The sequence below is a fragment of the Vibrio sp. SCP2 genome (assembly GCF_059295395.1).
Window position 1 is genome coordinate 683,510 of sequence record NZ_JCAFVV010000001.1, and the last position, 23,542, is coordinate 707,051.

Genomic DNA, 23,542 nt, shown 5'->3' on the forward strand with positions numbered 1-23,542 from the left:
CTCTAACTAGAGCGGCGCGGAATAGTCACATTCTTACGCTGCTGGATGGTAGCTAAGAGTGTGGTGCTTTTTTATCTCCAGTAGCGATCTATTTAACTCGGAGATAAACCATGAACAATCATCCAACACCTTCACAGCGCGAAGTCATCCTTACTGGGGATAGAGCAACAGGCCCTTTGCATCTAGGCCATTATGTCGGCTCGCTGCAACAACGTGTTTCCCTTCAAGCACTACATGATCAAACCATCTTGGTCGCAGACATGCAGGGCCTTACCGACAATGCGCACAACCCGGAAAAAGTCTCATCAAACATTTTGAATGTGGTGGCAGACTACTTAGCCGTGGGCATAGACCCATCGCAAACAACCATCTGCTTGCAATCTCAACTGCCTGCTCTTGCCGAACTCACCATGTTCTATAGCAATTTAGTGTCTATTGCGCGCTTAGAACGCAATCCAACCGTTAAAAATGAAATCCAGAGTAAAGGTTTTGAGCGCTCTATTCCGGCAGGTTTTCTTACTTACCCTATTTCTCAGGCAGCTGATATCACTGCATTTAACGCGACGCTGGTTCCGGTTGGCGATGACCAGATACCTATGCTCGAGCAAACCAACGAAATCGTTCGAAAAATTAATAACCTAGCAGGCAAAGCCATCATCAATGAATGCCGCCCGTTACTGAGTGACGCACCGCGTTTACCCAGTACTGACGGCAAAAACAAAATGTCTAAGAGTTTGGGCAACGCCATCAATTTAGGTGCGAATGAAAAAGAGATTCGCGCTGCAGTAAAGTCAATGTTTACCGACCCGAATCACTTAAGAGTAGAAGACCCTGGGCAAGTGGAAGGTAATATCGTCTTCACCTATCTTGATGCCTTTCATACCGACAAAGGCTATGTCGAGCAGCTTAAAGCCCACTATCGCAGGGGCGGTCTCGGTGATGGTACAACGAAGAAAATCCTTGAGGAGTGCCTGCAAGAAATGCTTCGTCCAATACGGGAGAAACGTGCCGATTATCTCGCTGACAAAGCGCAGCTTATTGAGGTACTAAAACAAGGCAGCATCAAATCTCATCAAAGAACACAACTCATGCTGACCAAGGTAAAAGAGGTGTTTGGATTGAATCTGTTTTGAGCATCCCAAAGATCAACCCGCTCGGATCTTAACTCAACGTCATGGAATCATGGAGACAACCATAAAAAAACGCAGGTCATTAGCGACCTGCGTTTTTCTTCAACCATTTCAATACTACTTAGTATAAAAAGCGCGCTTCAGTGCCATCTCTAGACCGCGAACTTCTGCTAAACCTTTTAGGCGACCAATCGCTGAATAGCCCGGGTTGGTGGTTTTATTTAAGTCATCCAGCATTTGGTGGCCATGATCGGGACGCATTGGGATAAGTCGGTTATCGCCTACTTCCGCGCGGCGTTGCTCCTCATCTAGAATAGCCATCACCACGTTATACATATCTACGTCACCATCTAAGTGGGCCGCTTCATGGAACGTCATTGGGTTACTCTCTTCACGTTTGGTTGAGCGCAAGTGAGTAAAGTAGATGCGGTCGCCATGCTTTTTGATCATTTTGACCAAATCATTGTCGCCACGGACACCATACGATCCAGTACACATGGTTAAACCATTCATTTTGCTCGGAATATTTTCGGTCAACCAATCGATATCTTCGATTGTAGACACGATACGAGGCAAACCAAGGATTGGGCGTGGTGGATCATCAGGGTGCACCGCAAGTTTAAGCCCGTGCGCTTCGCAAACTGGCATTAATTCCGCTAAGAAATGTGCCATATGCTCACGTAATTTATCCTTGCTAATACCACTGTAGCGATCGAGTTGCGCTTGAAACTCTTCAAGGGTGTAGCCTTCTTCTGCTCCCGGCAGACCAGCAATGATATTGCTTGTCAGCTGCTTAACTTGCTCTTCGCTCATCTGATTGAAGTAATCTAGAGCTTGAGCTTGCTCAGCTTCAGTGTAATCTGCACGTGCATTAGGGCGCTTTAAAATGTGCAGCTCAAATGCCGCAAAGGCTATTTGGTCAAAACGGAGCGCTTTTGACCCATCTGGCATCTCAAATTCTAAATCTGTACGAGTCCAATCAAGCACAGGCATAAAGTTGTAGCAAACCGTATCTATGCCGCATTCCGCAAGATTGCGGAGAGTTTGCTTATAGTTATCAATCCACTGTTGAAACTGGCCCGTTTGAGTTTTGATTTCCTCATGCACGGGTACACTTTCAACCACCGACCAGTTTAAGCCCTTTGCTTCAATAATTGCTTTGCGCTTTAAGATCTCTTCTTTTGACCACACTTCACCATTTGGGATGTGGTGCAGCGCATTGACTATCCCTGTTGCGCCAGCCTGACGAATATCGTCTAGCGACACAGGATCATTCGGACCATACCAACGCCAAGTTTGTTCCATGACACTCACCTTTTTTAAGACGCACTTATCCCGCTCAAAGATTTCAAGCTAAGTGCAAACGACTTCTTATTATGTAGCGGTGACTATGCCGCTACTCTGACTAACCCCGACCTAAGTCGGATAATGTGGTTAACTCTTTTCAGCGCCCCGAAGAACGACTGGGTTTGAGCTGAAAAGGTAACCATCAAAATTTGGGTCATCGATGTCAGACAACTCCAACAGGCGCTGTTTGACGTTTTCAAGGTGTTGCCACATGGCATTTTTAGCAGCGATAGGATCTTTTCGCTGTAATGCGGCGAGGATTTTGGCATGATCGTCGATCCACTCTTCGCGATAATCTTGACCGACAATGTGCGAGTGAAGCTTTTTCCACATAGGGCTGCACTCACGACGCTCCCAAGACTGCTTCAACATATCCACTAGCACTGAGTTTTGCGTTGCCTCAGCTATGCATAGGTGGAAAGTCTCATCGCCATTACAATCAGCAGTCCCGCTTGCGAGTTCTTCTCGCTCAAGATCAAGAGCTGAACGCATTTTGACAATGTCACTTGGTGTCACTTGCATAGCCGCAAATTCAGCAATATTACTTTCTAGCAATTGCCTAGCTTGCAGCATCTCAAATGGACCTGCGTCATCACTAATCACGTTCTCACGAGAGTTAGGTTGAGATGGAATATTGATAACGTAAACACCGGAGCCCTTTTTCACTTCGACTAAGTTCTCTAGCTCAAGCATGATGATCGCTTCACGCACTACTGTGCGGCTAACGTCTAAACGTTCTGCAATATCGCGCTCTGGCGGGAGCCTATCTCCGACACTATATTGGCCTTCGATTAACTCTTGTCTTAGTACTAAACCGATCTCTTGATACGGTCTTTTCGCTTCAAAAGGCATCATGATGATATTATCACTGTATTCCATCTAACTTCTCACGCCATCATAGCGACCAATAAAAATTGGTCAACCTCTATATACCAGAATGTGGTAACACCTTGTTTTAGTTCGATAACTACTTATATTTTTGTGAATTACTGAACAGCTTTGATTTTCTCTACCAAAGCACCTAGCTCTGGGTTAGATTTCTCAATTTCTGCATATCTTGGTTGTACAGCTTTCACAAACAACTCTTTGTTTGGTTTAACAAAAGTTACGCCCATCTTTTCAGCTTTAGCACGCTCTTTAGCCTCAGATTCAGCCCAAAGCTTTTTCATGTACTCTGAAGAATCTGCCGCGGCTTTCATCAAGGCTTTTTGATGCTCAGGCGTCAACTTGTCATAGGTTTTCGAGGAGATAACCAATACATCTGGCACCATTGTGTGCTCGTCTAAGCTGAAGTACTTCGCCACTTCACTGTGACGGCTTAAGCTAAACGATGGGATGTTGTTTTCTGCTGCGTCAACCACACCTTGTTGTAATGCCGTATAAAGTTCACCGTATGCCAGTGGGGTCGGGTTACCACCGAGTGCTTTTACCATTGCAATGGCCGATGGGCTTGGCTGAACACGAACTTTCAGACCTTTAAGATCGTCAGGCGTTTTGATTGGTTTGCTGGTGTAGAAACTACGAGCACCTGCATCATAGTAAGTCACACCAATAAAACCGCTTTGTTTAGAAGAACCAAGGATCTCGCGACCGACTTCACCGTCCGTCACCTTGTAGTAATGGTCTTTGTCACGGAACAAATACGGCAAGTTGAACGCTGAATATGCAGGAGAGAAAGCTTCAAGTTCTGCGGCATTACTTTTCACCATATCAAGAGCGCCATTCTGCATTAGCTCCATTGATTCACGTTGTGTGCCTAGCTGTGCATCAGGGTAAATACGGATGCGAACTTCACCATCCGTCAGTTCTTTTACTTCTTTTGCCATGTAGTCCATCGCTTTATGTACTGCATGGTCACGTGGATGGTTATGGCTTAGCTTTAGGTTAGTGGCAGCGAAAGCTGAAGCAGTCGCTCCTAATGTCAGTGCTGCTCCAATTACGGTAGTTAGCAAAGTTGTGCGCTTATTCATTCTTCTCTCCATTGATTGGTTGTCCAATATCTAGGGTGTTTATTTTTTTAGGGATACTTCTTGTTTCGAAGCCAATATTGGTGGCTAAAAAACCAATCGTCAAAACAAAAAAGCAAATTGATTGACCAAAATCACAATAAACACCCACAAATTGGTCAACCAATACGTTTGTGAACCTGCTCACGTGACAACCAAATTGTCTAACTTATAATCCAAACAGTAATTTCGGCGCATTCTTTGGCGAAGTCATAAAAAGACACCACATTGGTATACCAATTGTTACGGAATGTACGGTATGTTGTTGAAAGGAATTAAAGATGAATAAATTGGTCAGTTACATAAACAAGGGGTTAGCCGCGTTTACCGTCTCCCTCTCTACCTTTCTGGTGTTCTGCGTCATTTGGCAGGTCGTGTCCCGCTATGTGATAGGCAAACCCAGTACCGTGACCGATGAACTCGCCCGCTACCTATTTATGTGGGTCGCACTGATAGGGGCGGCTTACACCACAGGGTTAAAAAGACACCTCGCTATCGACCTACTCACCATGAAGCTAACGGGCAAACGTAAACTGATTAATGAGATTGTTATTCAAATTGCGATTGGCGTGTTTGCTTATATCGTATTGGTTCATGGTGGCATTCAGCTCGCTGCCAAAACACTAGCCACAGGTCAACAGACTCCCGCCCTAGGTTTAGAGATGGGTTACATCTATTTCTGCTTGCCTATCAGCGGCGTACTAATGATTTTCTATTCAGCAGTTTTCGCCACTGAGCGCGTTAAACAGCTTATTTCAGGCAACACACTAGTCGCCGAATCTCAGATTGATTAATAGAAGGATTCCACAATGGAATGGCAAGTAATTCTTACTCTATTCGGCACCTTTGCCGTATTGCTCGCAATAGGTGTTCCTGTCTCGTTTGCGATTGGTTTATCGTCTTTGGCGACCATTCTCATGAGTCTACCACTTGAACCTGCAATCGCAGTGGTTGCTCAGCGTATGGCTGCTGGGCTTGACAACTTTGCACTGCTCGCAATCCCGTTCTTTATTCTTGCAGGCAACATCATGAACCAAGGGGGCATTGCCCTGCGCCTAATTAACTTCGCAAAAGTGCTCGGTGGTCGCCTGCCAGGTTCTCTTGCTCACGTTAATGTGATGGCGAATATGATGTTTGGTTCGATTTCAGGTTCTGCTGTTGCCTCTGCTGCTGCAGTTGGCGGCACCATGTCACCTTTGCAAAAGAAAGATGGTTATGATGAGAACTTTTCGGCAGCGGTTAACATTACATCGTGCCCGTCAGGTCTGTTGATCCCGCCAAGTAATACTTTGATTGTTTTCTCATTGGTGTCTGGTGGTACATCTATCGCTGCACTCTTCTTAGCGGGTTACATTCCCGGTATTTTGATGGGTTTAAGTATCATGCTGGTTGCAGGCTACATCGCGAAAAAACGTGGCTACCCAATCGCAGAGCGCCCTTCTATGTCCGTTGTATGGAATACCTTCCTGAAAGCGGCACCATCATTAGCGCTGATTGTCATCATTATGGGCGGAATCATTGGTGGTATTTTCACAGCGACCGAAGCCTCTGCCATCGCGGTTGTCTACACCTTTACCCTTGCAGTACTTATCTATCGTGAAGTGAAATGGCGTGAACTGCCAAAGATTGTTCTTGAATCTGCGGTGACCACTTCGATCGTTTTACTGTTAGTTGGCGCTTCAATGGGAATGTCGTGGGCAATGGCTAACGCGGATATCCCCTACATGATTGCGGATGCGTTATTGGCTGTCTCTGATAACCCGCTGATGATTTTGCTGATTATCAATATCATTCTGCTGATTGTCGGTATCTTTATGGACATGACACCAGCAGTATTGATCTTTACACCAATCTTCCTGCCTATCGCGCTCGACATGGGTATCGACCCAGTCCATTTCGGCATCATGATGACGTTCAACCTAGCGATTGGTATCTGTACTCCACCTGTCGGCAGTGCTCTGTTTATTGGTTGTTCAGTCGCTGACGTTGCTATCGATAAGATCATTAAACCTCTGCTGCCTTTCTATGCAGCCCTTGTCGCCGCACTGATGGCCGTCACCTTTATTCCTGAACTGAGCCTTTTCTTACCGAACCTAGTGCTTGGCTACTAACTAATACAATAAACCATCCCATAGTTCACTCTGTGGGATGAGGGATATAACAATGAAAACTATTGCAAACACCATACTAAACGACACGGTCCTGCTGCCGGACTATGATCGTCACAATCTGAAAAGCCGCATTGTTCACCTTGGCTTTGGCGCTTTTCACCGCGCACATCAAGCGTTATTTACCAATGAAATGTTGAGTAAAACGGGTTCAGATTGGGGAATCTGCGAGGTAAATCTGTTTGGTGGCGAAGCGTTAATCGAATCGCTTAGGCAGCAAGATCATCTGTATACGGTCGCCGAGAAAGGGGCAGAATCAACCACCGTTCGTGTGATCAGTTCAGTCACTGAATCTCTCCATCCAAACCTTGATGGCATTGATACTGTCCTGAGTAAAATGGCAGAGCCACAGGTGTCGATTGTGTCGATCACAATCACAGAGAAAGGTTACTGCGCCGATCCTGCAACAGGCAAGCTAGACAAGAATAACCCATTGGTTGTCGCCGACTTGGCCAATCCCACCGAGCCTAAATCTGCACTTGGGTATATTGTTCAAGCCCTTAAAATGCGCCGAGAGCGTGGTTTAAAACCTTTTACCGTCATGTCTTGCGATAATGTTCAAGAGAATGGCCACGTAGCGAAAGCAGCGATATTGGAATTTGCCCAATTACTCGACCCTGAATTTGCTCATTGGATTGAGGAGAATGTGACTTTCCCTTGCACTATGGTTGACCGCATTGTTCCAGCCGCGACAGAAGAAACCTTAGCGGAAATCGCCGAATTGCTTGGTTGCGAAGACCCTTGCGCTATCGCCTGCGAACCTTTTCGCCAATGGGTGATAGAAGATAACTTTGTCGCTGGCAGACCAGAGTGGGACGTTGCAGGTGCGGAGTTCGTTGCTGATGTTGTCCCATATGAAGAGATGAAACTGCGAATGCTCAACGGCAGCCATTCATTCCTCGCCTATCTCGGTTATCTTGGTGGCTATGCGCATATCTCAGATACCATGACTGACCACGGTTACCGAAAAGCTGCGTTTGATATGATGATAAAGGCGCAGGCTCGCTCTTTAAACATGCCCGAAGGGACGGATTTAAAAGGCTACGCTAAGCTGCTCATTGAACGTTTTACCAATCCAAGTCTTAAACACAAAACTTGGCAAATCGCGATGGATGGCAGCCAAAAAATCCCACAACGCTTAGGCGGCAGCCTTCAATTCCATCTAACACAAGGCTCGGATTTTTCTTGGCTTGCTACTGCCATTGCCGGATGGATGCGCTATGTCTCTGGGGTTGATGAGCAAGGACATAACATCGATGTTCGCGACCCAATGGCTGATACTCTGCGCCAAATCTGCGATGAGCATGGCTTCAATGTATCCGTTGTTCCCGCCTTACTTGGCGTAGAAGCGATCTTTCCCAAAGAGTTGGGTCAAAACCCTAAAGTTATAGACGCAGTGAGCACAGCTTATCAATCACTCATTGACCATGGCGCACGTAAAACCGTCGCTTCACTGTAAAGGATAGGATGATGAAACAATTTCTATGTGAAGACTTTCTGCTTGCAAATGAAACGGCACGTCGCTTATACCATGAGCATGCAGCCCACCAGCCAATTTATGACTACCACTGCCACCTAAATCCGTCAGAAGTCGCCAACAATCGCCAATTCGATAACCTCGGACAAATCTGGCTTGAAAGTGACCATTACAAATGGCGGGGTATGCGTTCAGCGGGGATCGACGAGCGATTCATTACCGGAGATGCCAGTGATTACGAAAAGTATCTAGCTTGGGCAAAGACGGTTCCACAGACCTTAGGTAATCCGCTCTATCACTGGACACACCTTGAACTGCGCCGCCCCTTTGGCATTACAAATACCTTATTTGCCCCTGAAAGTGCCGAGCACATTTGGCATCATTGTAATGAACTGCTGCAAACGCCTGAGTTCAGCGCGCGCGGTATCATGAAGCAGATGAATGTCGTTATGGCGGGTACGACTGATGACCCAATCGACTCGCTCGAACATCATAAAACTATCGCTGAAGATGACTCTTTTGACGTTAACGTCGCTCCAAGTTGGCGACCAGACAAAGCGTTTAAAATCGAACTCGATGGATTCGCTGATTATATGCAGCAACTGGGCATGGTTGCCGATATTGAGATTAACAAGTTCAATGATCTATTAGACGCTTTAGATAAAAGGCTTGCTCACTTTGATACTCACGGCTGCAAAGCGGCGGATCATGGTATTGAAGTGGTTCGCTATGCGCCCATTCCAACCGAATCTGACCTCGATGCCCTACTCTCACGTCGACTCAATGGTGAAGTGCTCTGTGAGTTGGAATGCGCTCAGTTCTCCACTGCCGTACAAGTGTGGTTAGGTAAGCGCTATGCTCAGCTTGGTTGGGTCATGCAACTTCATATTGGTGCGCAGCGCAACAACAGTACGCGTATGTTTAACCTACTTGGGGCCGATGCTGGTTTTGACTCGATTGGCGATCGACCGTTTGCTTTTGAGCTTGCCAATCTATTAGACGAAATGGACAAAACGAACCAACTTCCTCGTACCATTCTTTACTGCTTGAACCCCCGTGACAACGAGATGATGGCAACCATGATTGGTAACTTCCAAGGTGGTGGTATTGCAGGCAAAATTCAATTCGGTTCTGGGTGGTGGTTTAACGATCAGAAAGACGGTATGCGGCGCCAAATGGAACAACTTTCACAACTTGGCTTACTCAGTCAGTTTATCGGTATGCTAACTGATTCGCGCAGTTTCCTCTCCTATACTCGACACGAATATTTCCGTCGTATCTTGTGTAATATGGTCGGACACTGGGTAGAAAACGGCGAAGTACCGCACGACTTCACTCTACTTGGGCCTATGATTGAAAACATCTGCTTTGGCAATGCTAAGCGCTATTTTGAAGAGAGGAACTAACCCATGAAACACATCGCCATTGTTGGTGAATGTATGATTGAGCTAAACGGTAAACCCTTTGGCTCAATGCACCAAACCTTTGGTGGGGATACTCTCAATGCTGCGGTCTATTTAGCGCGCGGATGTGAGGCGAACTCCAAGCCACAAGAGATTAAAACCTCTTATGTCACCGCATTGGGGCAAGATCCCATCAGCTTAGGTATGCTCAATCGTTGGAAACAAGAAGGCATCTCGACAGATCTTGTTCTACACGATGACAGCCGCACGCCAGGGATCTACCTAATCCAACTCGATGAGCAAGGAGAAAGGACGTTCCTTTACTGGCGAGATCAATCAGCAGCCCGTTATGTTCTCCAACATCCCGACTTTTTACGGGTTAAGCAGGCGTTAAGAGAAGTGGATACGCTGTTTTTGAGCGGTATTAGCTTAGCTATTCTACCTAAGCAAGACCGTATTTCGCTGCTCAACTTAATTGTGGAGCTTAAATCATCAGGTGTTGAGATCGCCTTCGATAGCAATTTTCGCCCTGCTCTTTGGCCACAAGATGACAATCAAACCGTCAAAGAGATCTACCAAGCAATGTATCAGCTCACCGATGTCGCATTGGTGACTTTTGATGATGAACAGGCACTATGGGGAGATGCTACTCCTGAGCAAACCCTTGCTCGCTTAGGAGCTTTAGGCGTTGCAAAAACAGTAGTAAAAATGGGCGCAGATGGATGTTTGGTCCAAGATGAACACTTACAACAACATGCAGTTACAACTCAAGTCGTTGAGCAGGTTGTTGATACCACTTCAGCGGGAGACTCATTTAATGGTGGCTTCCTCTCTGCCTACCTTGCAGGAGCAGACCTAGTCACCGCATGCCAACGAGGAAACCAGTTGGCTGGCGTCGTAATTCAACATCGCGGTGCCATAATTTCAAAAGAATTTACACAACCGGCGCTTGGCGTCGTTTAAAGGAACACTCATGTCTAACATCAAACAACAGTTAAAAGCCCTTCAAGTTATCCCAGTCATCGCTATCGACAACGCGCAAGACATTATCCCTCTAGGTAAGGTACTAGCAGAAAATGGTTTACCTGCCGCTGAAATCACCTTTCGATCAGACGCAGCGGTAGAGGCAATTCGCCTTCTTCGCCAACACCAACCAGACATGCTTATCGGAGCAGGAACCGTGCTTAACAAGGAACAAGCAATTGCGGCAAAAGAGGCTGGTGCAACCTTTATAGTCTCACCGGGTTTTAACCCTAATACCGTAAGAGCATGCCAAGAGATCGGCATTGATATTGTTCCGGGCGTTAACAACCCAAGCACCGTAGAAGCAGCACTTGAAATGGGGCTGACTACACTTAAGTTCTTCCCGGCTGAAGCGTCTGGCGGCATAAACATGGTCAAGTCTCTGCTGGCTCCTTATACCGATGTCGAACTTATGCCAACTGGTGGTATCAACCCAGCGAATGTAAAAGACTATCTCGCTATTCCAAGAGTCGTAGCATGTGGCGGAACATGGATGGTAGATAAAAAGCTGATTGAGTCAGGGAACTGGGAAGAGCTTGCACGTTTAACCCGTGAGGCGGTCGCACTGGTCAATGAATAACGCGCTATTAATTTAACCACCACGCGCTCAGCCCTCCCTTTAAGGGAGGGCTGAGTGTATTGGTAGCCAACGCTTAATAGCCCCCAACCACCTTATAACGCTCAAACTCACCACATAGTTCAGGACAAAACAATGGAAAACTGGCTCGCACAAAGCATGGGCGGCTTCGCCTTTATTATTGGTGTTATGGCGTTTTGGCAAAAGGATGATACTCGTTTTCGCTATCAAATGATGACCTTCTGCTTGGTCATGGGCGTGCACTTTATACTCATGGGCGCCACCGTCGCTGCGATTGGTGTCATCATCAATGCTGCTCGTAGTTTTGCATCGATCAAAACTCAATCACGCAAAGTCATGTGGTTTTTCATTGGATTAATGTGGCTAATGACGTTGCCTAATATCACCCACCTGTTTGAATTTATGACAGTGGTTGGTTCGTCAGTGGCAACGTGGGCACTATTTAGCAAACAAGGGATTGCGCTACGCTGTCTCATTTTGTTCAACTCACTGTGCTGGGTTGTCCATAATATCTGGCTTGGCTCAATTGGCGGCTCTTTGATTGAAGCCACATTTATCGTAACCAACCTCATCACTATAATTCGACTTCTTCGCTCATCTCCCTCCAATAAATGCCCTAGCACAGAGACCATTTAGAGGTTGTTTAGCTCGCAGCAAGTTTAAAAGGCTATTTTTTGGTCAAACAGTTTTTATTGCATCGTTGAGTAGAAATTGCACCTATACCCCATTAGTGGCATATTGGCACGAATGATATTTGCCATCAAACTAGGGAAAGTTAAGTGCACAAGGTATTTGTTTTTGGGACGCTAAAGGAAGGTTTTCCTAATTTTAAAACTAATAAAGGGACTCGCTTTGGCAACACCTTCCAAACTAAGCAGCGATTCCCTCTTTACCTGATTGGTGAGCGCCACTCCCCTTGGTTAGTGTTGCAACAAGGAGAAGGCTACCCAGTAAAAGGGCAAGTTTTTAGCGTTACTGACCAAGCTTTGTCGGCAATGGACAAGCTTGAACGTATTGATGCGAAGGACGGTTATAGAAGAGTATCACTTGAAGTTGAGTGTGTAGAGACAGGTGAGGCTCTCACTGTTTTTGCTTATGGGAAACCGCCAGAAATGCTGGTAGACGCTGATATTCGTGCCCAGTTAACTGATGAATATTGTTTGTCACATGCGAATCTTTATCGTAGCCGGTATGCCACTTCCTAAAGGCTTGACATGGACATTTTGAAATTTGCAGAAAAAGCCATGTCTATGGACGACAACGCATGGGCAAAACACTCTAGCCCTTGGAGTGTCTATACTCGCTTTTCCACTCTGCCGCTGCTCACCTCTGCCCTAGCATCAAGAGCGTGGTTAGGCTGGTATGCTTTGATCCCAACACTCTTGGTATTAGCTTGGATTTGGCTAAACCCACGTGTGTTTCCTGCTCCCACTTCAACCAATAATTGGGCTTCAATGGGGACATTTGGCGAACGCATTTACCTTAATCGAAACAAAGAAGATCTTATTCCCAAGCATCACCTCATCATGTGCAAAATTTTGATGCTGCTACAGCTTCTCGGCTTACCCGTTTGGCTCTTTGGCGTTTATACACTTCATATCGAATCAATGATCTTCGGCACGCTGTGGCTAATGGCCACCAAAGCTTGGTTTGTCGATCGTATGGTTTGGATTTATCAAGATGTGAAGGACCTGAATCCCACCTATCAATCTTGGTCTAAATCTTTATCAAAAAAGAACCAACATTGAAATTAAAGCCAAAAGGAGCTCATTAACAAAACTCTGACCTAAAATCATTCCAGTTTAAACATGGGTTATAGAACTACTGCTATAGTTTCGCTCCATTTTTGATACGACCGCAAAAGCATAGAGAGATTCGAAGCGATATGATCAGTGAACAGAACAAACTATTTAGGCTTATTTGGCGCTTTAATGGGATAATTATTTTGGTCGCGGGCGTACTCGCAATTGGTGTTTTACTGTTGGTGACAAAAGAGCTTTATAAAGATGTGACACGTGAACGTGCTGTAGACAATATGGTCAACGTTGCCGACAATCTCGACAGCACGGAAACTTTCGCTCTAGGTAGTGTTGTTTCTATCAAGGGACAAAGCACGCTTATGGTTCCTCTATATTCCGATCAGTTTTTTGATCACTCTTATTACAGTAAGTCCACCTACGCCACGCGTAACTATTTGTTTATTGAGAGTCAACCTAGTACACAACGCTGGTTGTTTGAACACAACGATTACTTGATTGAACGGGCAGAGACTTTACGCCTGAATGAGAAAGAAGCGAATCAACCAAGCGTTGGTATCTTGTATCAAGTAATAAAATCCGACACCGATGAAGACGATCGATTATCATCGAACGATCTATCAACCATCGCAATCACTAAGCCCGATGGCACTCACTACTACGAAGTGATCAACGATGTCGAACGACTGATAGACCATCATTTAATCAGCGATGATGAGTTGCTTATCATCTACCAGAAAGCAGGTCTACTCTATTTAGCGCGGTTCCAGCTCAGTAGCGGAAAAATCACAGAAAACAGCCACATCCCTACACTTAGTAAAAAATAACAACCAAAATAAGGTCACCATTAGCAGGCTTCAAATATTCGGCTAAACTGAAACCATGACAAATTAATAGCAGTTTAAACAAACACTTAAGCAACTTGTTTAATATGGTATGCGGTAAGGATTAGTCGATGGAATCTGGTGCAGTTGAGTTTGCTTTTGAAGTATTCATATTAGCATCTAGCGTTTATGTTGCTGCTCAGATTGCTCTAGAGAAAGTACATTTTGCTTCACTGGCTGCAATCGTTGTTGTTGTCTCTCTTTTCTCTTTAATTCCGTCACTAGGGTGGGTGATTAGCTTAGTCATTTTTGTCACCCTTCTTTACTACGTGACCGAAACACCTCTTGAAGGGTGTATATGGATCGCATTTATCTCTAAATTAATCAGTTTCGTTTCCATTGAAGTGATGCGGTACTTGTTCATCTAAACTTTCTAGTGTCGCTAATCGTGAACCAAAAAAATGGGACTAACCAATAGTCCCATTTTTAGATCTTGTTTCGTTATCTTTACTCAGTTGGATTAATCGTCACTGGCTTGAAGGTCGCCGTAGCATTACCACCAGCTCCAGGGCGATCGACATATGGCGTGTTTTGCATCAAGGTGTAATAGACATCGACGTAATCGTCATCGTTGGTTAGCAATCCATCAGGAATCACGTCTATAATTTTTCCGGTGATCTGAGCGATAATGGCATAGCCTTGCACCTCCGGATCTGGAATCATTTTTAAGATCTCTTCAGCGGCTTTCACTAGAAGCTTGGCAAGCTCCTTGTAGTCAGTGCCGTCGTCCTGCTCCATCAGAACCATATCAACGGCTCCCCAGCGGTAACGAGGCCAGATTATGATTGTTTGCCCTGGGTAGTAGTCTTGGCCGTCGTAATCGAGGTAAGGCATTTCAACTAAATCTATCTGAGGCGCGTCTCTGCTTGGATCAACACCAGTGATGATAGCGTAGATCTCTGCCTTGCCAGAAATCCAAGGTTCTTGGTCATCATTGAGGCGAATTTTGGTAAGCTGAGTCGTACTCAGGGGTTGCACATCTGCTGCCATCGCAGAGCGTTTAAACCGCTGCGCTTTTGGCTTAACAACGGGTTCATCGGTTGTTAGCTTGGTTGGTTGGCCTAAACGCTGCATCTCTGCCTGCATCGCTTGTAGACCCGCTCTTAGCTCCTCGGCGCCATTACTATCAACAACCAGAACAGGTACGTCTGGCATTTCATATACGTCTAACTGATGCAGCTGACCGTATATGTCGTAAGCCTCTATGTACTGCCAGTTGGAGTCATCGCCCGCAGGTTCAAATGCGAAAAGTGGGCTTTCCCCCTGCTTCCACTGTTCAACCATCGAAGCATCAGCAATGCGGAGCTCGATTAAAGAGTCCGTAAAATCTTCGACTCCTTTGATCGTCCGGTAGTCTTGATCTGCTTGTTGTAACTGACGACTAAAGGCCGAGTATGGTTGGGCCGACTGAATCTGACTGACGGATGCCGACAAATTCTTCTCGGTGATTTGCGCTTTCAGGTTAGCTTCTAGCGATTGGTACCTTTCACTGAACTGAAGTGCGAGTTCTTGTTTCTGTTTGGAGATTTCTTCTGCTTTCGACACCGGAGTCATGTCTTGTGCAATAAGAGGTTTTGCGTTGGATTGGAATCCAACCACTGCCGTTGCAAGCATTAAGCTGATAGAAATATTCGGTCTCATAAATGATCCTCATTGTAATAATTATCAGTAGTAGAGTAATTAATCTACAACTACAACCTATCAGCTTGATGGATAAGAGGAAGCAAAATGATTAGATTTTGGCCGATTTTTCTGCTCAAGATCACTCTATCACATAAAATATCAATATTTAATTTTGTCTAAATTAGCAACAACGAATTTAACCTCCATCTATTGATACATTTGTAATATCATTAACTAAAAGAGCGCCGTTGGCGCTCTTTTATGTTTAGTTTTAGTAACTTGCAAATAGCTCTATTTCACTGCCTAAGTGAGAAGACTTGAGAGTGAAGTGCACATAACCCGTTTTTTCGACATTGAACTCAAGGTACTGGTGTTTTCCCTGTGAAACCGTGGAAAAGTCATACTGATTTTCAGATGCCCAAGCCTCTAGACCAACGTACATATCGATTTCTCCTTGCGCTTGCTGTTTAGGTGTCAACCAAACACGGACAGTACCCGGCTGTTCAACGTACAATCCGATATAGCGACGCTCATTCACAGTAAGTGATTTAGCCTTGCTATTTTCAATCAATAGTGGCGATAGGTCATCTTTCGGTTTATGAGTTTGATTTTGCTGTTTAGCAAACGTAACAACTTCGACATCTTGAAATGCCTCGCGCGCTGCCAAGCTAAAGTAGTATCGCCCAGGGGCAACCAAACCGTTCGATTGTGCAAGGAACCGAATTGTTTCTTCACTTCCACGCTGGAACTCTGAAACCTGGTAGTCATAATAGTGAGCGACTTTCTCGTAACTAGCGTAAAGATCAGCGTCTCCGTCGCCTGTTATCGAAATACTGAACTCCGAAATACCGTTAGGAACATCAACATAAAACAGCTGCTCCTGATAATCATCAGCCTTAAAACTCATTGTTTGATTTAAGCCGATACTCAATAGCTCTTGTGGTTGAGGTTCATCAATGGTGCCCGATTCACCATTGCCGCCCCCCTCTTCTGTATCCGGCTGTTTTGAAACAACTTTCAGCCAAGTAGCAAACTCAGCATTCAAGTTAACACCAAGCTGATCTACTTCGCGGGACCATGTCACATAATCGCCCGAACGAGCAAACTGAAGCAGACGGTCAACTTCGTTTGGATGTTGCTCTAACAGGAAACGAACCGCTAAGTAGCCCCATCGGTAAACTCGATTAAGGTCATGCTCATATGTTGTTGTTAGTATTTCTGCCAATGAATAGTTTGCATCACCAATGAGATCAACCGCAGCCTGATAGCCTTTTTTGTAATGCATGTACTCAGCAAAACCTTCGAGCCACCAAACAATGTTTCCTTCACTTAGTGTCTTACCAAAGCCACCATACAAGTTGAATCGACCATCAAGATAGTGAACGTATTCATGTTCTAAATTGAGGACTGAGAGTTCATCTGACGAATATCGATACGCGAGGAATCGCGCCACGTTGTTCTCATCCGAAGGGTCTCCTTCCAAATACTGACCACCGTTATCAGTACTATTACCAAACAGAAAGTTCGAATATGTGGTGTACGAATTATTGTCTTGCCAAACCACAACCTCTACCTTGTTGTTATGGTCGTCTTTGACTGGAATCTGACCAGTATTGGCAACTAGATGGAAATCAGCCTCAGTCGAATCCAGTATCTCGCATGCCTGCCGCGACTGCTGCTGAGTAAGGTTCTGAGAGCGAATGATTGCCGGACCATTACACTCATACCTATTCACTAACAAGCGGTGCTCTAGTTGCTGCTTTTTACCCTCAACATTGAGCTTTTCCGCCTTTTCGGGCGCGTAGAACATCAGCATTTCAGCGGATGCCAGCCAAAGTTTTTCACCTTGAGTTCCGATTTTATGCTGAGCCATAATGCTTTCTAAGAAAGGGATGACTTGCTGGTTAAGTGATTCGTTTCTGCCCGCTAGAAGGCGGCCAGTTTCGCGCACTGCGTTGTAAATAAGAAACTCAGAGTCCGTCCCTAGAGTCCACAAGTTGCTATCGACAAATTGTTTTAATCTTTGCAAGTACTGGGGATGTTGTACCAACTCCTCATAGAAAGCATCGCGAACAATGTGACCATTCATTGCTCGAAAGAGGTTATTTAAGCCATCAACATACTGAAGGTTATTACTGTTTTCACGATCAAACGACTCTAGTAAAGTCAGCATAGACTCCATCGTTACATGAAGCTGTTTAACACTATCAACCAACAAGGTCATGGACGACATTGCCCTAACTTGCTCGCGTCCTAGATCTGTTGCATGTTGAGAGCGAATAAAGCGATCTGAGATTTTCGCAATCGAGCGACTCAATTCATCAGAAAAGTAGCCGTACAGCTCCTGTGTCGCATAACGAGCAAAATACGCCGCTTTGATGAATTCGCTTAGATTAGCAATACGAACTGCCTGCGCATCTTCCCCCTTATACTGATTCACTTCAGCACTTAACGCGCGTGCTACTTGGCTTAGAGACGCTTCGCTATAAAGTGAAAAAGCCGCTTCAGCTGGCGCATTGAACCAAGATTGATAGCAAGATGATTGAGCAGATGCGATACTCTCTACCCATAAATGACCTTGAGATAATTCGTTAAATTCGCATTGTGTAGACGCTTGAGCGTAACTCCCCAAGCTCGCTACTAGACATGCTCCCGCTAATTTTCCGAGAGCCCATTGACGTTGTTTCATTTGCAACACCCTGTTTTTATTGATAAATGGCAGGCGCGTTATAACAACAATCAATATATTAACTAAAAACATATCAGAAGCCTTTTAGACTCCCATTCAAAAATTTCGCTCTCTGTTCAAATAGCAATCGTTTTCATTAAACACTTATTTAACAATTACTTAGAATTAAAAAAGTCGATACGGAACTGGCTAATCTGCTCATTGTAATAGGCTATCCAATCAGAATCAGTCATCGCGCTATAAGTGGAAGTTCGCTGTTGACTCAGTGAGGACTTCAATGCTGAAAGCTGGCTTTGATAGTCTTGCACTTCTTGCTGCTGATCCTTTACTTGCTGCTGCCGAGTGCTGATTTCATTTATCTGTTCACTGCTTAGGTAAGTCGCAGCTAGTTGATTGACGACCGCATCTCTTTGCTGCTGGCTGTAACTAGCAGGAATGAGAGAAACCGCCGTTTCAAAAGTGGCAACATCACCGTCCAATCCCACCGATGTCGCATTCTGTTGCCAACGCTGCGTAAGGGATTCGAACTCGGCGAGGTAATCATCTGACGAGATATCAGCGAGTGCTTGGGAGTCGAGAGCAAAATCATAGGCCGCAAATTGATCTGCGAATATTGTTTCAGCTTGCTGACCCCAAATCGCTTCTGCCTCACGTTTAAACTCAGTAATTTTGTCGGCTAACGTTGCTAGTTGGTTTAACTCTAGAGTCCCTAAGCTGTCATACCATTGCTGCTTCAATTGAGGATAATTTGCCAGCAAGAAGTAACCTGAATCAGTCATTAAAGATTTCAGCGAGACCAGTTGCAATTCACAGTTGTTCAACTCTAGGCAATGTTGCCAGAATGCTTCGAGCTCCTGACTTAGCGCTGCCCCTTCCAAAGCTGATAAGCGCGCTACCCATTCATTTGCATTCGGCTGATTAGGTTGAGCAGATCGCGCCTGAGTTTGAGCTTTGTCTCCTTGAGCAAGATTATCAATAGGGGGAGGTGTTCTCGCCGCCTCAACCGCGGACTCTACAGGGTTAACGTTATGATTCATTGTTGAAGAGGACGGGACTTCAATGACGAACCAACCAATAATGCTCGCCGAAGCGACGAGCATAATCAATGACAACAAACGCAGCATTATTTCACTACCGCAGTCACTGGGAAGTGATCCGACAGATTATAGTGTTTCCATAATCTTTCGTCGGTTGAGCGAGGGACATCCACACGGTTATCGTTATAGGACTTCACCTGATATTCATTACTGACCATCACATAGTCTAGATACTCGACATTTTCCCCCCCAGACATAGCTTCACCAGCAAAGTCGTTGATTCGAGGATCAAACGTCGACGCCGTATAGCCCGAGTAGGTTGGCTCGATAGCGCTTAAGTTGGCAATCATCTGTTGGTAATCACCCGGGAACTTCAGCTTATTGACGTTGAAGTCACCGCTGTACACCACAGTGTCTGTTTTGGGAATGTTGAGTGACGTCGCTAACTGGCGAATCTGTTTGAACTGACGCTGACGGTAATCCCTCGCCGTATCGGTATCAAACGACGCAGTATGAGTGGCGAATACGTGGTAAGCCTTGCTACCTTTGATCACCTCAGCATAGTTGACACCTTTATCCGCAAAGCAATCAGTACCCGTACAATCTGGGAAAACATATTGCGCCTGGTTAACAATAGGATAGCGACTCACGATCATCACACCACCATCGTAGATGTTGATCCCTTCCTTATCGAGCATCTTGGTTTGATAAGGGTATTCTTTCGCCAGTTCACGTAGAAAAGCATCACGTCCACTTGCGAATACTTCTTGCAGTGCCAACACGTCATGACCCTTCACATATTCAGGGATCAGATCATAACGATCACCAATATGAGAAGCGATAACAGGTAGCGCCCAAATATTGTAGGTCATCATTTTGAGGGTGTTCTCATCATTCTCTACTTGCTCTTCGACCTTTTGTGGGGTGATGGTGTAGTAAAGGTCATCATAACGAGCGGTTTTAGCCGATTTAAAAGCAAGCTCAGCACTGCGCTCCCCAAATGATTGGCTGTTGTAACGGTGAACATTTCGATCATCTTTCAAACTTAACGAAACATCTGACGCAGATACACCATACTCAATGGAAGAGTTGTACCAATGCCCTTTCATCACCTGATTTAACGTTACACTTTCACCCACCGGGTTTGAAACAACGGTACTAAAGCGGTAGGTTTTACCGGATTTAACCCCTTCCCAACGGTTGAAGCTCATCACCTGTTTGGTTTCCCAAGGTCCAAGGGTTTCAACATGCTGCTTCCACTCTTCACCATGTTTGAGAATGTCTGTGCCGTCATGGCTGACTTGAATTGTCAGCGCTTGGCCGGAGTTGTTGGTGAGATACACATCTGTGTCAGCAAAAGCTGAGCTTGCTATCAGAGCGACTAAGGCGATGGAACACTGCTTAAAATTCATTACGTTATCCTTGTTGTGTTTTGGAGGCTTGAATCTAGAGCATATGCTTTACATAAATGTTATGAATGTATGACATGGCTATTTCGCAGTAATCGCGATACAAATTCGTGAATCAGACATTGTTTACGTGCAACAAGAAGCAAATCTATAAATAAGTATCTGGCAAAAGATCAAACTTTCATAAACTGTGGTTCATAACTTCTACTGAAAAAGCTCAGCGAATGCTGAGCTTTTTCTTTGGTTAGATGATTACGGGCGACAGCTTGAGGTATCGAAATCAACGACTATTGCTGCATTTTCAAAATTGCCGGAAACTTTCAAATATCCCCAGTAGTTGGCTTGCCCAGCGATAGTGATACACTCACTGTTGCCTTCATTGTCTGACCATCCATGAAGGTTCGATCCTGCTTCATTCGGCCATCCAAAATTGCTGTATTCCAATTTAAGATCACCTGTCCCATTGGCAGAAGTTATTGCCATCGACTGATGCTCATTGACCCCTTCGATACTGAGCCAGATGGTTGACTGGCTCGCAAGACATGCAGGCTCTCCTACCACCAATCGTCCGCCTGAGATTTTGCTTTGTACTGCACAATCAGTAGGTAGCGAAGAATCACCTCCTTGCTGTGAAATCACAATCGAAGCGGTCGTCGTGCCGGTATTTCCATCGTTATCCGTGACCGTTAAGCGGACCGTGTAGTTACCCTCGCTGTTGAACTGGTGCGACGGATTGGCCTCGGAACTTGTCGAGCTATCACCGAAGTCCCAGAGGTATTTTGTGATTTGGCCGTCGTTGTCTGAACTACCTGCACTGCTGAATGAAATGGATTCACCGACTTTACCCTCATTGCTTACATTGATTACCGCGGTCGGTGACTCTGCACCGCCACTGACCAGTTGTTGTTGCCACTGTTCGAACTCAGACTGGTACTGAACTGCCCATTGATTGATGATGACTTTATACTTTGACCAGTTTCCGCTTCGTGTTTCAACTAACATGCGGTTGACGTCATCCATGTGGCGTTCAAACATGAATCTCACGGCTAAATAACCCCAACGATAGATGCGATCGACATCGAAGCCATCGTAAGTGGTTTCGAATATTTCGCTTAATGTGTAAGTAGAACCATCTTTAATTGTCTCTATCGCTTTAGGATTGTTGTCTTCATTTGCGACATACTCAGCGACACCTTCACTCCACCACACAACTTTTTCAGTTGGATGACTAAAGTCACCATACATATCAAATCGCCCATCTAAGTAGTGGACATACTCATGTTCAAGGTTCCAAACGAAATGGTCAGGGTTAGCGTAAGACGCTTCATAAGCAATGAAGTTAGGAATATTGCCCGGCTTAGAAGGGTCACCTTCTAGATACATGCCACCATTGTTAGTGTTGATATCAAAAATAGGGCCTGCGTATTTGCCGTAATCGTCACTGCTATCGAAGATATTCACCTGAAGCTGAGTATTGTGATCGTCTGCGACAGGCTGATTGCCAGTTTCCAGTCGGGTGTGGAAGTAACCTTCCTCAAAACCCATTTTTTCACACGCAGCCTGATGCTGAGTTTGAGTCATATTCTGCGACAGAATACGAATAGTCGGGCTACAAGTGTAGCTTTGTGCTAGAACAAGAGATTTCAGTTGTTGTTCAAAATTACAGATGCCAAATTGAGAACAATCGGAATGATAAGAGGCAGTATCAGCGGTCGCGAGCCAAACCGTATCCCCATAACCATACATCTCGTATTGGCTGAACACCTCGGTGACCTTAGCTTTTACTTTCGCTTCAATCGCAGTGCCACTGTACTTTAGTAATCTGGCCATTTCACGACCCGCGTTAGCGGTCATAAACTCATCCGCTCGCGTAATAGAATCTCGATTGAGTGCCATCTTAGCGAGTGCGTCGACCAAAGCGGTCTGCGAACCTATCGCCTGAACGTATTGGTCATTCCATTGCCCTCCGAACAGCACGGTGAAAACGCCATTGACGGCATCACGCATATACCAATGCTGAGCGTAATCTGAGTTCCAGCGATTTAGCCACTGCGTAATAACATCAAGGTAGGCATGCTCAAGACTTGCACTATCCATAGTGATGATCACTTCACGCAACACTTTACCGTGAGCATCGCTGCTTTCATAGAAGTTAGCGTTGGCGACAAAAGCATCGACCGCTTCTTTTACCGCAGGTGTCACCCAAGATAAAAAGCTCACTTTGTCGTTATAAAATTCAGCGTAATAGCCTGCGCGTAGGAAGAGGAATAGTGCCTCTAACTCATCACTTCCACCACCCTGATATGCTTTTGCAATATTCACTGTATGCTTGGCGACATTGAACATATTGCTAGATTCAAATGCTGTTTCTTGAACACGGCTTTCAGCTGAAAAAAGCTTGTTCACGCAACTCGCTCCCTGCGTCGTAATCGCGGAAATAAGCGCTGTACTATTTGAGGTAGCAAATGTCTCTACATCACAGGTTACCGCTGCTTCGTCTGCAGCAGCGGCAAACATCTTAAAAGTTGGCTCTGGTTTTTGAGTGAGTGTTTTCTTCGGCGCGTTATCTGGTTGATGATCTTCGACACCATGATGTTCATGGTCATGAAGAACACTTCGGTCTACATATTGCGGCACTGGCTCGCTCGCCGCGTACACGTTCAAAGAAAATAAAGCACCTGCCACTGCTATTGTTAGTTTTTTAAGTTCCATCTTAGCTCTTCTACCTATGTATATTTTATACAAACGGCATTGCCGTCACCGGATCTCACTTACTGCGAAATCACTGATTAATCTAGACGGGAAAATCTTAACTATGAAACAAATTACTCATAATCAATTTTTGAGTCTCATTTTATAAGACGCACAGAATCACTATTTAAGCTTGGATACTTATTCATTCATTAATTTAGTAGCGGTTACTTTCTAAGCTTTAAAAGTGTAAGACGTTACGTGTATAGGAAAAGCATGAAACTGGCTAAAGTGTGGGAT

20 protein-coding genes are annotated in these 23,542 nt (G+C 45.2%); 12 read left to right on the plus strand and 8 right to left on the minus strand.

The features are described 5' to 3' along the window. Positions 1–110: 110 nt before the first annotated feature. Positions 111–1,133, plus strand: a complete 1,023-nt coding sequence (gene trpS, locus AC5O63_RS03295; RefSeq protein WP_494503908.1) for a tryptophan--tRNA ligase — start codon at positions 111–113, stop codon at positions 1,131–1,133. A 114-nt stretch (positions 1,134–1,247) separates the two neighbouring features. Here trpS and uxuA read toward each other — a convergent pair whose 3' ends face one another. The 3 genes from uxuA to AC5O63_RS03310 form a co-directional block, all read right to left on the minus strand. Further along, on the minus strand, positions 1,248–2,435 hold the full coding sequence (gene uxuA, locus AC5O63_RS03300) for a mannonate dehydratase (RefSeq protein WP_494503909.1): 1,188 nt from the start codon (positions 2,433–2,435) through the stop codon (positions 1,248–1,250). 129 nt (positions 2,436–2,564) lie between these two features. Continuing rightward, positions 2,565–3,356 (minus strand): FCD domain-containing protein, encoded by a 792-nt coding sequence (locus tag AC5O63_RS03305; protein WP_004742878.1) that lies wholly within the window; start codon positions 3,354–3,356, stop codon positions 2,565–2,567. Positions 3,357–3,463: 107 nt separating this feature from the next. Beyond that, positions 3,464–4,447, minus strand: a complete 984-nt coding sequence (locus AC5O63_RS03310) for a TRAP transporter substrate-binding protein (protein ID WP_004742879.1) — start codon at positions 4,445–4,447, stop codon at positions 3,464–3,466. Between the two features lie 317 nt (positions 4,448–4,764). Between AC5O63_RS03310 and AC5O63_RS03315 the strand changes: the two genes are divergently transcribed. From AC5O63_RS03315 to AC5O63_RS03365, 11 genes are all read left to right on the plus strand, one after another. Next, a complete protein-coding gene (locus AC5O63_RS03315; RefSeq protein WP_494503910.1) occupies positions 4,765–5,277 on the plus strand; it encodes a TRAP transporter small permease in 513 nt (170 codons plus the stop codon). 15 nt (positions 5,278–5,292) lie between these two features. Beyond that, positions 5,293–6,594: a TRAP transporter large permease gene (locus AC5O63_RS03320; protein ID WP_004742882.1), complete on the plus strand. Its 1,302-nt coding sequence runs from the start codon at positions 5,293–5,295 to the stop codon at positions 6,592–6,594. 52 nt (positions 6,595–6,646) lie between these two features. Further along, the gene (locus AC5O63_RS03325; protein WP_494503911.1) at positions 6,647–8,110 is read left to right on the plus strand and encodes a mannitol dehydrogenase family protein; all 1,464 of its coding nucleotides are present in this window, start codon (positions 6,647–6,649) and stop codon (positions 8,108–8,110) included. Positions 8,111–8,121: 11 nt separating this feature from the next. Further along, a complete protein-coding gene (gene uxaC / locus AC5O63_RS03330; protein WP_494503912.1) occupies positions 8,122–9,534 on the plus strand; it encodes a glucuronate isomerase in 1,413 nt (470 codons plus the stop codon). A gap of 3 nt (positions 9,535–9,537) precedes the next feature. Next, a complete protein-coding gene (locus AC5O63_RS03335) occupies positions 9,538–10,494 on the plus strand; it encodes a sugar kinase (RefSeq protein WP_494503913.1) in 957 nt (318 codons plus the stop codon). Positions 10,495–10,504: 10 nt separating this feature from the next. Next, positions 10,505–11,134, plus strand: coding sequence for a bifunctional 4-hydroxy-2-oxoglutarate aldolase/2-dehydro-3-deoxy-phosphogluconate aldolase (locus AC5O63_RS03340; RefSeq protein WP_494503914.1), 630 nt, complete (start codon positions 10,505–10,507; stop codon positions 11,132–11,134). A gap of 132 nt (positions 11,135–11,266) precedes the next feature. Beyond that, complete coding sequence (locus tag AC5O63_RS03345; RefSeq protein ID WP_494503915.1) at positions 11,267–11,788, plus strand: YgjV family protein; 522 nt, start codon at positions 11,267–11,269, stop codon at positions 11,786–11,788. Between the two features lie 143 nt (positions 11,789–11,931). After that, the gene (locus AC5O63_RS03350; protein ID WP_494503916.1) at positions 11,932–12,357 is read left to right on the plus strand and encodes a gamma-glutamylcyclotransferase family protein; all 426 of its coding nucleotides are present in this window, start codon (positions 11,932–11,934) and stop codon (positions 12,355–12,357) included. A 9-nt stretch (positions 12,358–12,366) separates the two neighbouring features. Continuing rightward, positions 12,367–12,900, plus strand: coding sequence for a DUF6653 family protein (locus AC5O63_RS03355; RefSeq protein WP_494503917.1), 534 nt, complete (start codon positions 12,367–12,369; stop codon positions 12,898–12,900). A 137-nt stretch (positions 12,901–13,037) separates the two neighbouring features. After that, positions 13,038–13,736 (plus strand): hypothetical protein, encoded by a 699-nt coding sequence (locus tag AC5O63_RS03360; protein WP_494503918.1) that lies wholly within the window; start codon positions 13,038–13,040, stop codon positions 13,734–13,736. 128 nt (positions 13,737–13,864) lie between these two features. Then, complete coding sequence (locus AC5O63_RS03365) at positions 13,865–14,161, plus strand: hypothetical protein (protein WP_494503919.1); 297 nt, start codon at positions 13,865–13,867, stop codon at positions 14,159–14,161. A 79-nt stretch (positions 14,162–14,240) separates the two neighbouring features. Here AC5O63_RS03365 and AC5O63_RS03370 read toward each other — a convergent pair whose 3' ends face one another. The 5 genes from AC5O63_RS03370 to AC5O63_RS03390 all read right to left on the minus strand — a co-directional run bounded on the left by AC5O63_RS03370 (position 14,241) and on the right by AC5O63_RS03390 (position 23,263). Further along, positions 14,241–15,434, minus strand: coding sequence for a DUF3103 domain-containing protein (locus AC5O63_RS03370; RefSeq protein WP_494503920.1), 1,194 nt, complete (start codon positions 15,432–15,434; stop codon positions 14,241–14,243). Positions 15,435–15,687: 253 nt separating this feature from the next. Next, positions 15,688–18,105, minus strand: a complete 2,418-nt coding sequence (locus AC5O63_RS03375; RefSeq protein ID WP_494503921.1) for a M9 family metallopeptidase — start codon at positions 18,103–18,105, stop codon at positions 15,688–15,690. A gap of 155 nt (positions 18,106–18,260) precedes the next feature. Then, the gene (locus tag AC5O63_RS03380) at positions 18,261–19,229 is read right to left on the minus strand and encodes a chromosome partitioning protein ParA (protein WP_494503922.1); all 969 of its coding nucleotides are present in this window, start codon (positions 19,227–19,229) and stop codon (positions 18,261–18,263) included. Continuing rightward, positions 19,229–20,554: a sphingomyelin phosphodiesterase gene (locus AC5O63_RS03385; protein ID WP_494503923.1), complete on the minus strand. Its 1,326-nt coding sequence runs from the start codon at positions 20,552–20,554 to the stop codon at positions 19,229–19,231. Before AC5O63_RS03385 ends, AC5O63_RS03380 begins: the two co-directional genes overlap by 1 nt. Before the next feature lie 249 nt (positions 20,555–20,803). Then, the gene (locus tag AC5O63_RS03390) at positions 20,804–23,263 is read right to left on the minus strand and encodes a collagenase (protein WP_494503924.1); all 2,460 of its coding nucleotides are present in this window, start codon (positions 23,261–23,263) and stop codon (positions 20,804–20,806) included. Positions 23,264–23,542 lie beyond the last annotated feature (279 nt).

Bases quoted from the DNA above. Each gene is read 5' to 3' on its own strand.
- trpS (WP_494503908.1), top strand. From the start codon at position 111: ATGAACAATCATCCAACACCTTCACAGCGCGAAGTCATCCTTACTGGG.
- uxuA (WP_494503909.1), bottom strand. From the start codon at position 2,435: ATGGAACAAACTTGGCGTTGGTATGGTCCGAATGATCCTGTGTCGCTA.
- AC5O63_RS03305 (WP_004742878.1), bottom strand. From the start codon at position 3,356: ATGGAATACAGTGATAATATCATCATGATGCCTTTTGAAGCGAAAAGA.
- AC5O63_RS03310 (WP_004742879.1), bottom strand. From the start codon at position 4,447: ATGAATAAGCGCACAACTTTGCTAACTACCGTAATTGGAGCAGCACTG.
- AC5O63_RS03315 (WP_494503910.1), top strand. From the start codon at position 4,765: ATGAATAAATTGGTCAGTTACATAAACAAGGGGTTAGCCGCGTTTACC.
- AC5O63_RS03320 (WP_004742882.1), top strand. From the start codon at position 5,293: ATGGAATGGCAAGTAATTCTTACTCTATTCGGCACCTTTGCCGTATTG.
- AC5O63_RS03325 (WP_494503911.1), top strand. From the start codon at position 6,647: ATGAAAACTATTGCAAACACCATACTAAACGACACGGTCCTGCTGCCG.
- uxaC (WP_494503912.1), top strand. From the start codon at position 8,122: ATGAAACAATTTCTATGTGAAGACTTTCTGCTTGCAAATGAAACGGCA.
- AC5O63_RS03335 (WP_494503913.1), top strand. From the start codon at position 9,538: ATGAAACACATCGCCATTGTTGGTGAATGTATGATTGAGCTAAACGGT.
- AC5O63_RS03340 (WP_494503914.1), top strand. From the start codon at position 10,505: ATGTCTAACATCAAACAACAGTTAAAAGCCCTTCAAGTTATCCCAGTC.
- AC5O63_RS03345 (WP_494503915.1), top strand. From the start codon at position 11,267: ATGGAAAACTGGCTCGCACAAAGCATGGGCGGCTTCGCCTTTATTATT.
- AC5O63_RS03355 (WP_494503917.1), top strand. From the start codon at position 12,367: ATGGACATTTTGAAATTTGCAGAAAAAGCCATGTCTATGGACGACAAC.
- AC5O63_RS03360 (WP_494503918.1), top strand. From the start codon at position 13,038: ATGATCAGTGAACAGAACAAACTATTTAGGCTTATTTGGCGCTTTAAT.
- AC5O63_RS03365 (WP_494503919.1), top strand. From the start codon at position 13,865: ATGGAATCTGGTGCAGTTGAGTTTGCTTTTGAAGTATTCATATTAGCA.
- AC5O63_RS03370 (WP_494503920.1), bottom strand. From the start codon at position 15,434: ATGAGACCGAATATTTCTATCAGCTTAATGCTTGCAACGGCAGTGGTT.
- AC5O63_RS03375 (WP_494503921.1), bottom strand. From the start codon at position 18,105: ATGAAACAACGTCAATGGGCTCTCGGAAAATTAGCGGGAGCATGTCTA.
- AC5O63_RS03380 (WP_494503922.1), bottom strand. From the start codon at position 19,229: ATGCTGCGTTTGTTGTCATTGATTATGCTCGTCGCTTCGGCGAGCATT.
- AC5O63_RS03385 (WP_494503923.1), bottom strand. From the start codon at position 20,554: ATGAATTTTAAGCAGTGTTCCATCGCCTTAGTCGCTCTGATAGCAAGC.
- AC5O63_RS03390 (WP_494503924.1), bottom strand. From the start codon at position 23,263: ATGGAACTTAAAAAACTAACAATAGCAGTGGCAGGTGCTTTATTTTCT.